Origin of the sequence: Ruegeria sp. HKCCA5491, assembly GCF_013034565.1 — a bacterium.
Taxonomy (GTDB): Bacteria; Pseudomonadota; Alphaproteobacteria; order Rhodobacterales; family Rhodobacteraceae; genus Ruegeria.
This window is the reverse complement of record NZ_WQGG01000010.1, coordinates 61,255-73,737: the sequence shown is the minus strand read 5'-3', so window position 1 is coordinate 73,737 and position 12,483 is coordinate 61,255. Positions and strand designations below refer to the sequence as shown.

Genomic DNA, 12,483 nt, shown 5'->3' with positions numbered 1-12,483 from the left:
TAGGCCGCTGACACGGGCTGCGTCCAGTCAGCAATGTGACAGCCACTTGGACCACTCGGCCTTGGCACGGTCTGTGTAGGCCTTGTAACGGTCTTTCCGCCCTCGGCGGCCCCCTTTGAGGCCATCAACAGGACGAAACAGGCCGAAATTTACGTTCATGGGCTGAAACGTCTTTGCTTCGGCCCCGCCTGTAATGTGGTGAATCAAGGCACCCATGGCGCTGTCCTGCGGGACCGTCGGCATATCCTGCCCAAGGATTTCCGCGGCGGCCAGACGCCCCGCCAGCAATCCCATGGCCGCGCTTTCCACATAACCCTCAACACCAGTGATTTGCCCGGCAAATCGAATGTTGGGCTTGGACTTCAACCGCATTTGCGAATCCAAAAGCGTGGGCGAATTGATGAAAGTGTTCCGGTGGATACCGCCCAGACGCGCGAAGCTTGCATTTTCCAGACCAGGGATCATCCGGAACACCTCAGTCTGAGCGCCGTATTTCATCTTGGTCTGAAAGCCCACGATGTTGAACAGCGTGCCAAGCGCGTTGTCGCGCCTAAGCTGAACAACCGCATGGGGTTTCACATCAGGCTGATGCGGGTTGGTAAGGCCGACTGGTTTCATAGGGCCATGTCGGAGAGTCTCGCGCCCGCGTTCAGACATAACCTCAATCGGCAGGCAGCCGTCGAAATAGCCAGCAGTTTCGCCTTCGTGAAACTCGGTCTTTTCGGCGGCCAACAGCGCATCAATGAACGCCTCATACTGTTCCCGATCCATTGGACAATTCAAATAGGCGGTCCGCTCTTCCTCGGTCTCGCCTTTGTCGTATCGCGATTGCATCCACGCTTTGCTCATGTCGATGCTGTCTGCATAGACGATTGGTGCAATCGCGTCGAAAAACGCCAACGAGTCCGCTCCGGTTTCCGCGCGGATCGAATCTCCGAGCGCTGTCGAAGTCAAAGGCCCCGTCGCAAAGATCCATTTGCCATCATCGGGCAGGGCGGTCACTTCCTCTTCCGAGATCTGCACACGGTCATGCGACTTGAGCTTTGCGGTCACGGCCTCGGCAAACGGGTCGCGATCCACGGCAAGCGCACCACCGGCTGGCAAGCGGTGTGCATCAGCCGTGGTCATGATCAAACCGTTTGCCGCGCGCATTTCCCAATGCAGCAGCCCAACCGCATTCTGCTCGTCATCGTCCGATCGGAACGAGTTCGAGCACACCATCTCGGCCAGGTTACCGGTTTGATGCGCAAAGGTGCCAACTTTGGGCCGCATTTCGTGGATGACCACGTCAACGCCCATTTCCGCTGCTTGCCAAGCTGCTTCGGACCCGGCCATGCCGCCGCCCACGATATGCAATGTCTTTGTCATGTGCTGCCACATAGGGCAGAGCGCACGCCAACGCAAACGACTGTTGATCAGGGGAAAGAAAAAGGGGAGGTTTTTTGGGATCGCCGCTGCGGGAATGTCAACGCCAGTGAGAGAAACCAGCTCGGAGGGACCTTCCGCCCACGGCGACCCAAAAGTTCAAGCAAGGCCTTAGCCTTGTCTCAGCATTGCCACAGTGTCGCCCTTTTGAAAAGTCCAAAAATACGAACAGTGGCGAAAAAGGTTTAATATCGTCGCCTTATTGATCCCAATTTGGCGGCCTTTTTTCGATAAATGCAGATATTCCTTCTTCGGTATCCCGATGCAGCATATTTTGTGCCATTACCTCACCCGTATACGCGTAGGCTTGTTCAATGGGCATTTCCAGTTGCTGATAGAAGGCCTGTTTCCCGATTTTCACCGCTGATCCAAGCTTGGTCGCCAGTTGATCTGCCAGCGCCTGTGTCTCGTGTTCCAGCAGCATTTCTGGTGCCACGCGATTGACCAGACCCAGTTCAGACGCCCGTTCCGCCGAGATGAAGTCGCCTGTTGTCAGCATTTCGAAAGCACGCTTTCGCGGGATATTGCGGCTGAGGGCCACCATCGGCGTTGAACAAAACAAGCCGATATTCACACCGTTGACACCAAACCGCGTCCCTTCGGCAGCAACCGCCAGATCGCAACTGGCAACCAATTGGCAGCCCGCTGCAGTCGCAATCCCATGTACCTGTGCAATAACAGGCTGAGGAAGAGATTGGATCGACAGCATCATTCGGGTGCACTGGGCGAACAAGTCCTGAAAATACGCCTTTCCTCTATCTTCAGCCTGACGACCAGCGGTCATCTGCTTTAGATCGTGGCCAGCGCAAAACCCTTTCCCGGCCCCCGAAAGGATAACGACGCGAATAGAACTGTCCTCTCGAAGCGCATCAAGTTCCGCTTGCAGAGCAGCAAGCATTTCCTCGCTGAGGGCATTCAGGCGATCCGGCGCGTTCATCTTCAGCCTGGCAACGGCACCTGTGTCGCTACGTTCCAGAATTCCCATCTTGCCCTCCGATCTGATGTGAGGCCAACTCTAGGTCGGCAATTCGAGGAGGGGAAGTATGTCGTTGGTTTTGAACCGCGAAGAGCTGTCGGATTACATGGCGCAGGTGTTTCCGCAGGTACAGGATGACTTTGTCGTTGAAGACGTGACAAAAGATACGATCGTCATGCGACTCGTCGTCGAGGACAGGCACCTGAGGCCGGGCGGAACCGTATCGGGGCCCTCGATGTTCGGCTTGGCGGATGTCTGCGTTTACGCGCTCATCCTTGCGCGAAAGGGGCGATTGTCCCTTGCGGTTACAACAGGATGCTCGATGGATTTCATGCGCAAACCAGATGGAGACAAGGACATGATTGCCCGTTGCAGGTTGCTAAAGCTTGGAAGGACTTTGGCGGTCGGGGATGTGCTTATGTATTCGGTAGGTTCGGACAAGCCGGTTGCCCGGGCCACAATGACGTATTCACTTCCGCCGGAAGGGTCTTCTGCCGAATCCTTTGGATAAAAAATGGCCGGGCGAGCCCGGCCAAGGAAGAGGTCCCTTATGGGACTGGGGAAAACCTATCCGTGCCAGAACGGACGATTGATCTCGCGGTCTGCCTGATGGCGGGTCAGCCCAACATCACGCAGCATCCGATCATCCAGTTTTGACAAATTGACCCTGCTGCGGCGTTGACGTTCCCACTTGGTGACAGTCGCCGCAAACCGCACGGCCAGCGCAGCGATCAAAGGCAGCCGAGGGCTGTCGTTCAGCAGCAAAAGGGCGGGGGTGTGCATTGCGCGTGTCATAGTGGGTATCCTTTCAATTGTATTGACACAAACGTAATATGTTCGGTATGTGTGATTGATACATTTCCAATTGTGTCGAAATCAAAGGAAGAATTGTAATGGATACAATTTGGCCGGAGTCACTGCCAAAATCCAAAGGCCCCAAGTATACATTGGTGGCCGACACAATTCGAAAAGCCATTGATAACAAGTTACTGGACGTCGGAGCCAAGCTTCCACCGGTCCGTGAATTGGCGTATCGGTTACAAATCACGCCCGGGACCGTTGCACGAGCCTACACGATCCTGACTGATGAGGGGTTGTTACAAGCCGAAGTCGGGCGTGGTACATTCGTGGCCCCTCCGAAATCACCGATTCTGGACGATGTCTGGGCGCGGCAGTTGCATCTGCGGGACGACAAATACAATGCCAATGTCAGTTTGTTCAGCCCGCGATTGGCAGATGTGGGGCAGGTGACCCTTATCCGGGAATGCCTTAACAAGGTTTCGCAGGCAGATCCGGGGCTGTTCCTGAACTATCCGACCCGCGACGCCTATCAATCCGTACGACAAACTGTGGTCGAATGGTTGTCGGACCTGCCGTTGGGGGCGCTGTCACATGACGACATTGTACTGACACATGGCGGCCAGAACGGACTTTGCCTTGTGTTTCAAACCATCTTGCGTGGACCTAAACCTGTCGTTCTGGTCGAAGACCTTTCCTATGCAGGGTTTCGCCGCGCCGGAGAGTTGATGCGCGCCGAAGTTGTCGGCGTGAAAATGGACAAGTGGGGGATTGATCCACAAGCCATGGAACAAGTTTTGCGCCAAACCGCCGCGCAGGCCGTCTGTGTTTCGCCCGAGGTGCAGAATCCAACTGGCGCCCACGCTCCGCTGGAGCGGCGCAAGGAAATCGTGGAAATTGCCCGCCGCTTTGATTTGCAAATCATAGAAGACGACTGCTATCGCATGGGCGATGCCCGCGAACCCAGCTACCGCGCACTGGCACCGGAACGCGGGTGGCATGTGTCGTCAATCTCAAAAACGCTGACACCGGCATTGCGGGTTGGCTTTGCGATCGCGCCGCGGGAACGAAGTGTCGATCTGCGTCGATCTGCGGAATACGGGTATTTTGGCCTTGCACAGCCTCTGGCGGAATTGACTCGGTTACTGTTGTCAGACCCGAGAACCCGACGGATCGCAAAGGATGTGCGCCTGAAAATGGGCGAATATGTGCGTGTGACTGTCAACGCTCTTGGCGGTTTCGACCTGAGCTGGGCGCCGGATGTGCCATTTGTGTGGCTGAATTTGCCCTCAGGCTGGCGCGCGGCCGCATTCAGCCGCGCTGCCGAACGGGAAGGCATACAACTGAGGTCGGCCGACGAGTTCGCATTGCGTGACGGTCGCGCCCCAAACGCGGTGCGCATTGCAATGAACGGCCATGTGTCTCTGGAACGGTTTGAAGAGGCAATGCAGCGGCTGAGATCCCTGTTGGACAATCCACCCGAGCAAATCAGCGTCTAATCATGGGGTAAAATAATACCTATTTTTCAAATCTTTGTTATTAAACAATTTTATTAGACTTAACGTTGTTGACGTGCACCACGCACCCCTCTAAATACGCTCCATCGAATTCGGGCCGCTCTGTCTTGGGGCGGTCTTTCACATCAAACAGGACTATCCTGCCATGAAAACCTTTTCTGCAACACCTGCAGACATCGACAAGAAATGGATCCTGATCGACGCCGAAGGCGTTGTTCTGGGTCGTCTTGCCTCGATCGTCGCCATGCGCCTGCGTGGCAAGCACAAAGCGTCGTTCACACCCAACATGGACATGGGCGACAATGTCATCGTGATCAACGCTGACAAAATCCAGATGACCGGCAAGAAGCGCGAAGAGAACTTCTACTGGCACACGGGTCACCCGGGCGGCATTAAATCCCGCACCAAGCAGCAGATCCTCGAGGGTGCACACCCCGAGCGCGTCGTGACCCAAGCGGTCAAGCGCATGCTGCCGGGCAACCGTCTGGCGCGTCAGCAGATGACCAACCTGCGCGTTTATGCCGGTGCCGAGCACCCTCATGAGGCGCAAGCGCCCGAAGTTCTGGACGTTAAGTCCATGAACAAGAAAAACACCCGGAGCTAATGACCGATGGCTGATCAGATCAATACTCTCGAAGAGCTGAGCGCCGTCGCAGGCGTTGAAACCGTGGCCGAAGAAGTCATCGCACGTGAGCCCGTGCGTGACGAGCTGGGTCGCTCCTACGCCACCGGCAAGCGTAAAGACGCTGTTGCCCGCGTTTGGATCAAGCCGGGTTCCGGCAAGGTCACCGTCAACGGCAAAGACCAGGACAAGTACTTCGCTCGTCCCGTTCTGCAGCTGATCCTGCGCCAGCCTTTCCAGGTTGCCGGTGTAGAAGGTGAGTTCGACGTTGTTGCAACCGTCAAAGGCGGTGGCCTGACCGGTCAAGCCGGCGCGGTCAAGCACGGCATCTCGAAAGCGCTGCAACTCTATGATCCGTCGCTGCGTGGCGCACTGAAAGCCGCTGGCTTCCTGACCCGCGACAGCCGCGTTGTGGAACGTAAGAAATACGGTAAGCGCAAAGCGCGTCGTTCGTTCCAGTTCTCGAAGCGTTAATCGCTGCGGATATCGAATTGGAAAGGGCTCGCGTCTGCGAGCCCTTTTTCTTTGGAACGGTTATTCTTCGTAGACTTTTTTCCAGACGCCGTTGTCAACAACACTGACATAGACGGTATCCGCACCCTGGTGATCGTCGGGACCGTAGGTGATCTCATTCCCAACCAACTCATCTGTGTAGCTCAACGACTCCATCGCGGCGATAAAGCTGTCATGCGTCAGATCGGGCCCTGCGGCTTCCAGCGCTTTGACCATCATTTCAGCCGCTGCGTAGCCAAGCATCGAAAATCCTACAGGGTCTTCACCGGTTGCGGCTTTGTATTCCTCGATAAAGGCGGCCGGGGCAGGTTCCTCCGCACGCGCCCACAGGTCCTGCCACGAGGCGGCGGCATAAAACCCGTCGGTCACTCCGCCAGGTACCTGAGCGACCACGGTCAGGAAACTGGCCGACGTTCCGAGGAATTTCATATCCTCCAAACCCATCTTCTTGGCTGTTCCGACGACCGTGATCACCTGACGGACCCCCAAGGCCATCGTTACAATGTCGCAGCCTTCTTCCTTGAGCTTGCTCAGCGATCCCACAAAATCGGTTTCATCAGGCTTGTGCGTTGTTTCAGCGGCGAATTCAATTCCGGCTTCTTCGGCACCGGCCTTGCTGCCTTCTAGAATTTCTTCGCCGAAATCCGTGGGCAGGTACATCGTGCACACCTTTTGCGACCCGAACTGGTCGGCGATGTATTTCACACCCACACGGCTTTGGTCAAAGTAAGTCGAGAAGGAAGTGAATTTGTTCTTCATCGGCTCTTGCAACATCTGACGCGCGGCGGTCAAAGGGGCAACGTTCGGAATACCTTTTGGATCCAACAGCTTGAACCCTGCAAGGTTCATAGGTGTGCCCAATGATTGCATCATCGCAAAAACCTTGTCTCGGTTCAGCAACTTGTTATAGCCCTGCATCGCGCGCGGCATCTGATAACCGTTGTCTTCAACGACAAACCGGATCGTGCGCCCGTGCACGCCACCTTCGGCATTCACGCGATCAAACACCACGTTGGCCCCCTTGGTGGACGGCACACCAACCGCAGCGAAAATACCGCTCAGATCATTGACCGATCCGATGACGATCTCATCATCTGTCACGCCCTGAGTTTGTGCGCTGGCAAATGTCGCCGAAGCGGTCAGCGCAGTGGCTGCAGCCATCCCTTTGATCAGAGTCCTCATGTTTTTCCTCCCTTTGGGTAATCCCTTGTCTATTTGTACATGTCTTCAATAAGGTGCCCGTGTTTCTTTTCGACAAAGCTGCGCTTAAGTTTCATGGTCGCAGTAAGTTCATCGTCATCTGCTGTCAGCAAAACGTCGATTAGACGAAAATCCTTGATCTGTTCTACGCGCGCGAACTCTTTGTTGACCTCTGCAACTTCTGACGCGATCTGATCCTTCACATCGGCTGCTGCACACAAAGATGCAAAGTTAGAGAACGGAATTTTTCGATCCTGCGCGAACTTCTCGACGTTTTCCTGATCTATCATAATCAGCGCCGTCAGGAACTTTCGCTTGTCACCGATCACCACTGCGTCCGAGATATAGTGGCTGAATTTCAGTCGGCTTTCGATCTCGGCCGGGGTGATGTTCTTGCCACCTGCGGTAATGATGATGTCCTTTAACCGGCCTGTGATGGAAACATAGCCTTCCTTGTCAATCTGCCCCATGTCACCGGTTTTCAGCCAGCCATCGGCCGTGAATGTCTCGGCGGTTTTTGCGTTATTACGCCAATATCCCTGAAAGACGTTCAGCCCCTTGATTTGAATCTCACCTTCATCTGAGATGCGAACATCATTGCCGGGAACCGGTTTGCCAATCGTGCCGATCTTATTGTCCTCGATGGTATTCAGCGTCGCCAAGCCAGAGGTCTCCGTCATACCGAATCCTTCGACCAACGGCACACCAATGGCCCAATACCACTTGAGCAGATCGGTCGAGATCGGAGCGGCCCCACTACCGCCCCGCCGCATTTTGTCCATGCCGAGCATTCGGCGAAGGTTGCGCAGCACAAGGCGGTCCCACAGCCAGAATTTTGCAGCCACACCCGCAGGCACGGGTTGGCCAGACAGAATGTACTCTGCCCGGGCAAGCCCCGCCTTTAACGCCATCCCAAAAGCGGCACGACCAGCAGGGGTTGCATCCTGCGTCATGATCTGGACCTGAGAATATATTTTCTCCCAAACGCGCGGAACCGCGGTGAAGGTTGAAGGAGAAACCTCTTGCAGGTTCGAAAAGACAGTCTCGGGGCTTTCTGCGAAATTAACCACGCACTTAGCAGCCAATGGGAAATACACGGACACATCCCGTTCCAGGATGTGGCACAGCGGCAAGAAACACAGTTGCTCATCCGTTTCATGGGTCGGCAGAGAATTGGCGCCACACTCGATTGCCGCCAGAACATTTTCATGACTCAGCATTGCCCCCTTGGGAGCGCCCGTCGTACCCGATGTATAAACCAGCAGGGCCGTGTCCTGCGGTGATGCCAAGGCGATTTCGGCCTCGAACCGATCGGGTTCTTCGGCCTCGGCCTGACGCCCGATGTTGTATAGGGCGTCGATCATCATACAACGGTCGTGGTCCAGATCGTGCAGGCCCTCATCCTCAAGGATGATGACGTTCAACAGGCCAGAAACTTCGGTTTCGATTTCAAGGAATTTGTCCAGTTGCTCTTCATTCTCGACCACCAGAAACCGGCTATCGCTGTCATTCACCAAGTATTTCAATTGATTGGCGGAATCAGTCGTGTAGACCCCCGAAGCGATCCCGCCCACGCATTGAATTCCCATATCGAACCAGGCCCATTCCTTGCGGTCCTCGGACAGGATCGAGACAACCTCACCCCTTTGCAAACCCAGCTTTCGCAGGGCCAACCCGATCCACTTTGCGTGTTGCCAGTAATCTGCCCAGGAATAGGCTTTCCAGATGCCGAAGTCCTTTTCCCGATGCGCCGTGCGCGTACCCAGATCGGCACAGCGTTTTTGGAATAGCTGGCTGATGGTCTGGCATTCGTCCACCAGCACGGGGCGTTGGCCGGGGGTGGCGTTGAATTGCACGCCGTTGATCTTGGTCTGAGGGGGCAGGGTGCTGATATTCATTCCACTCACCTCCAGGTCTTTCTGCGTTTCCAGCGGCGGTTTTCCCGCGCGCCTTCTTCCTGAACGCCCAAATAAAAATTCTGGATGTCTTCGGATTTCATCAAGACATCTGCGTCGCCATCCATCACGATGCGCCCGACCTCCATCACGTACCCATGATGCGCTAGCTCCAGCGCAGCGTTGGCGTTCTGCTCGACCAGCATCATGGTCATGTTCTGCTCGTCATTAAGGCGTTTTAGGATGCCGAAAATCTCCTGCACCAGTAGGGGCGACAGCCCTAGTGAGGGCTCGTCCAACAGCATGATCTTCGGGTTCGCCATCAGCCCACGCCCGATTGCCAGCATCTGTTGCTGTCCGCCCGACAGGGTTCCGGCCTCTTGATTGCGGCGCTCTTTGAGGATCGGGAAGTACGAAAACACCAGCTCGCGGTCATGGTCGATCTGTCCCTTATCCGTCGCCGTATAGGCCCCGAGGCTGAGGTTTTCATCGACCGTCAGAAGCGGAAACACTTCGCGTCCTTCGGGGACATGGACGATGCCTTTTTGCACGACCTTATGCGGCTCTGATCCTTGGATTTCGTCGCCGTCAAAGGTGATCTTGCCCTTTTCTGGGTCCATAACGCCTGACACGGTTTTCATCAGCGTCGTCTTGCCTGCACCGTTCGCGCCCAGGATCGACACGATCTGCCCGGGATGTACGTCCAGCGACACGCCGCGAATGGCCATGATCGGGCCATAGAAGCTTTCGATATTGCGAATGGTCAGGATCGGCGCGCTCATGAGGCTTTCCCCAGATAGGCTTCGACCACCGCCGGATGGGACTGCATTTGCGCCGGTGTCCCCAGCGCCAGCATCGCGCCATCGGCCATTGCCAACACCCGGTCAGACACGCCCGAGACCAGCCCCATGTCATGTTCCACCATCAGTACCGTGATCCCCATCTGCCGCCGGATATCGTCGATCCACCAGCGCATATCCGTTGTTTCCTCGACCGACAGGCCCGAGGCCGGTTCGTCCAGCAACAGCAGCTTGGGATCGGTGGCCAATGCGCGGGCGACCTCGACCACTTTGCGCACTCCGTAGGGCAGGCCCGAGATCATCTTGTCGCGGTACGCCTGAAGATCGAGGAAGTCGATGATCTCCTCGACCTTTTCGCGGTTTTCCAGTTCTTGCCGACGAGCCGAAGGCAGGAACAGCACCTCGGACAGCAGGTTGGTTTTGCGGTGCCGATGCCGCCCGACCAGCAGGTTCTGCAACACAGTCGCATGTTCGAACAATTCGATATTCTGAAACGTCCGCGCCACGCCATACGCCGCCACGCCCGAGGGCTTGACCTGCAGCAGATCATGCCCGTCAAAACGGATCGACCCGGCAAACGGATCGTAGAACCGCGAAATCAGGTTGAACACGGTCGACTTGCCCGCGCCGTTGGGGCCAACGATGGCAAAGACTTCGCTTTCCTCAACCGCAAAGGACAGGTCATTCACCGCCGTCAGGCCACCGAATTTCAGGGTCACGTTCTGGAACTCAAGCAAGCTCATCTCAGGCGCTCCGTCTTGAGGTAAGATTTCTGACGTTTGAACATGTCTTTGCGGTAGAAGGGGAACAGTTCGAACCATGTGCGGATTTTCAGCCATCGGCCATACATGCCCATCGGTTCGAACAGGATGAAAGCGATCAGAATCATGCCGAAGATGCCGAACTCCAGCCCTGGAATAGCAACGGTATTGCCGCCGAACAGAGCGCCCACATATTCCTTTGAGATCGACAGGAATTGCGGAAGGAACCCGATAACAACAGCACCCAGAAATGCGCCGTGGATCGACCCCAGCCCACCAATCACGATCATCATCAGCAGTTGAATCGAGATCACAACGCTGAAGGTTTCATTGTTGAACGCGCCCGAGAACATCCCCATCAGCGCACCCGCCCATCCAGTGACGGCGCAGGATAGCGCGAATGAGATCATCTTGGTCCGCGCGATATCAACACCCATCGCCTGCGCTGAAACTTCAGAGTCGCGAACGGCGATAAAGCTGCGCCCCAAAGGTGCACGCAGCAGATTGATATAGCCCAGCGTGACCAGAACCGTAACGCCCAAGACCAGCCAGAAGAATTGAACAGGGGTACCCCAACGGTCGATCGTCAGGCCAAAGATATCTACGCCTCCGATGAATTTTCCGCCGACACCGCCCGTAAGAGGCTCGGCCAGTACGATCACGTCATCCATCAGAATCGAAAGTGCCATGGTGAAGATCGCGAGGTAAATACCGTGCAACCGCAGGGCAGGGATGGCGACCGTCACGCCGGCGATGCCTGTTAGGATACCGGCTAACGGGAAAGCGATCAGGAAGGGTACCCCGGCCTCGAGCAGGATGACATTGGCATAGCAGCCAAAAGCTAGAAACGCCGCGTGGCCCAGACTGACTTGCCCGGTGTGGCCCGTCAGCACCATCAGGCCCAGACCGGCGATGGCCCAGATCAGGACGTTCGTCAGCTCACCCAGATAGAAGTCGTCCAGCCACCAGGGGGCCGCCGCCACCACTGCCAGCAGAGCAAGGTAAAGCCCAAGCTGATAGCCGTCTTTCCAAGGCCGGATGTCCTGCATGTAGTTGGTTTTGAAAACAATCCGCATATGCCTAGACCTTTTTGACCCGAACCTGACTGAACAGCCCGTTGGGGCGGAAGATCAGCACCGCCAGCAACAGCGCATAAGGTGCAATCTGGCTGTATCCTGCAGCGATGTAGCGGCTGGCAAAGGGCTCGATGACGCCGACGATCAACCCTCCGGCCAGCGCACCGGGCAGGCTGCCGAACCCGCCGATCACAGCCGCGGCAAACGCCTTGATCCCCAGCAGGCCCGTAGTTGGATCGACCGAACCTTTGGCGGCAAACAGGATACCCGCGATACCAGCGACCACGCCAGCTAGCCCCCAGATAAACCCCTGAACACGTTTGACGGGGATACCCATGTAATAGGCCGCCAACTGGTTTTGCGATGCCCCCTGCATGGCCAATCCCAGCTTCGTGCGGCTAAAGAAGATGTATAGCCCCCAAGTCAGCAAGACTGTGACGACGATAACCGCAACATCCTCCATCCCCAGCACGAGGCCGCCAAAACGGACCTCTTTCCCGGCCAAAGGGTTCTGCAGCGTTTGCGGCTCGTGCCCCCAGATCAAACCCGCGGCAAACCGGATCACGAAGCCCAATGCGATAGTCAGAATCACAACCGCCGTCTGGCTTTCACCGAACAGTCTTCGGATGATCAACCGGTCCAGCAAATACCCCAGCGCACCCATGATCCCCAACGAGATCGGCAACGCCATCCAGAAAGGAAGCCCCATATATTCGGTATTTGTAAGCCCGATGGTGACGAAAGCCCCCAGCATCATGAAATCGCCTTGCGCGAAATTCACAGCTTCGGTCGCCTTATAAATCAAAACAAAGCCAAGAGCGATCAGGCCATAGACACAGCCGTTCGCCAGCCCGCTGATCAACAGCTGAGCGTTATCCAACTTCACCTCCCATTACCGGT

13 protein-coding genes are annotated in these 12,483 nt (G+C 56.1%); 4 read left to right on the top strand and 9 right to left on the bottom strand.

What is annotated here, in order from left to right:
- Positions 1-27 precede the first annotated feature (27 nt).
- Both trmFO and GOV88_RS14080 read right to left on the bottom strand, forming a co-directional pair.
- The gene (trmFO, locus tag GOV88_RS14085) at positions 28-1,368 is read right to left on the bottom strand and encodes a methylenetetrahydrofolate--tRNA-(uracil(54)-C(5))-methyltransferase (FADH(2)-oxidizing) TrmFO (RefSeq protein WP_171240827.1); all 1,341 of its coding nucleotides are present in this window, start codon (positions 1,366-1,368) and stop codon (positions 28-30) included.
- A gap of 256 nt (positions 1,369-1,624) precedes the next feature.
- A complete protein-coding gene (locus GOV88_RS14080) occupies positions 1,625-2,410 on the bottom strand; it encodes an enoyl-CoA hydratase (RefSeq protein WP_171240826.1) in 786 nt (261 codons plus the stop codon).
- A gap of 58 nt (positions 2,411-2,468) precedes the next feature.
- On the opposite strand from GOV88_RS14080, the gene GOV88_RS14075 reads away from it, so the two are divergent.
- Positions 2,469-2,912: a PaaI family thioesterase gene (locus tag GOV88_RS14075; protein WP_171125096.1), complete on the top strand. Its 444-nt coding sequence runs from the start codon at positions 2,469-2,471 to the stop codon at positions 2,910-2,912.
- Positions 2,913-2,968: 56 nt separating this feature from the next.
- On the opposite strand, the gene GOV88_RS14070 is transcribed toward GOV88_RS14075, so the two are convergent.
- Positions 2,969-3,196 (bottom strand): DUF1127 domain-containing protein, encoded by a 228-nt coding sequence (locus GOV88_RS14070; RefSeq protein ID WP_171121406.1) that lies wholly within the window; start codon positions 3,194-3,196, stop codon positions 2,969-2,971.
- A 98-nt stretch (positions 3,197-3,294) separates the two neighbouring features.
- Here GOV88_RS14070 and GOV88_RS14065 point away from each other — a divergent pair, with 98 nt between their 5' ends.
- From GOV88_RS14065 to rpsI, 3 genes are all read left to right on the top strand, one after another.
- A complete protein-coding gene (locus GOV88_RS14065) occupies positions 3,295-4,698 on the top strand; it encodes a PLP-dependent aminotransferase family protein (protein ID WP_171240825.1) in 1,404 nt (467 codons plus the stop codon).
- 163 nt (positions 4,699-4,861) lie between these two features.
- A complete protein-coding gene (gene rplM, locus GOV88_RS14060) occupies positions 4,862-5,320 on the top strand; it encodes a 50S ribosomal protein L13 (RefSeq protein WP_039536983.1) in 459 nt (152 codons plus the stop codon).
- Positions 5,321-5,326: 6 nt separating this feature from the next.
- Positions 5,327-5,812, top strand: a complete 486-nt coding sequence (gene rpsI / locus GOV88_RS14055; protein WP_170388395.1) for a 30S ribosomal protein S9 — start codon at positions 5,327-5,329, stop codon at positions 5,810-5,812.
- A gap of 60 nt (positions 5,813-5,872) precedes the next feature.
- Here rpsI and GOV88_RS14050 read toward each other — a convergent pair whose 3' ends face one another.
- Genes GOV88_RS14050 through GOV88_RS14025 form a run of 6 tightly spaced genes read right to left on the bottom strand, consistent with a single transcriptional unit; the run spans position 5,873 to position 12,463 of the window.
- Positions 5,873-7,033, bottom strand: a complete 1,161-nt coding sequence (locus tag GOV88_RS14050) for an ABC transporter substrate-binding protein (protein WP_171240824.1) — start codon at positions 7,031-7,033, stop codon at positions 5,873-5,875.
- Positions 7,034-7,062: 29 nt separating this feature from the next.
- Positions 7,063-8,949 (bottom strand): long-chain fatty acid--CoA ligase, encoded by a 1,887-nt coding sequence (locus GOV88_RS14045; RefSeq protein ID WP_171240823.1) that lies wholly within the window; start codon positions 8,947-8,949, stop codon positions 7,063-7,065.
- 5 nt (positions 8,950-8,954) lie between these two features.
- Positions 8,955-9,728 carry an ABC transporter ATP-binding protein gene (locus GOV88_RS14040; protein ID WP_171211507.1) on the bottom strand — a complete coding sequence of 258 codons (774 nt, stop codon included), beginning with the start codon at positions 9,726-9,728 and terminating at the stop codon, positions 8,955-8,957.
- Positions 9,725-10,489, bottom strand: a complete 765-nt coding sequence (locus tag GOV88_RS14035; RefSeq protein WP_171240822.1) for an ABC transporter ATP-binding protein — start codon at positions 10,487-10,489, stop codon at positions 9,725-9,727. The genes GOV88_RS14040 and GOV88_RS14035 overlap by 4 nt, the downstream gene beginning before the upstream one ends.
- On the bottom strand, positions 10,486-11,583 hold the full coding sequence (locus GOV88_RS14030; RefSeq protein WP_171121412.1) for a branched-chain amino acid ABC transporter permease: 1,098 nt from the start codon (positions 11,581-11,583) through the stop codon (positions 10,486-10,488). The genes GOV88_RS14035 and GOV88_RS14030 overlap by 4 nt, the downstream gene beginning before the upstream one ends.
- A gap of 4 nt (positions 11,584-11,587) precedes the next feature.
- Complete coding sequence (locus tag GOV88_RS14025) at positions 11,588-12,463, bottom strand: branched-chain amino acid ABC transporter permease (RefSeq protein WP_171121413.1); 876 nt, start codon at positions 12,461-12,463, stop codon at positions 11,588-11,590.
- Positions 12,464-12,483 lie beyond the last annotated feature (20 nt).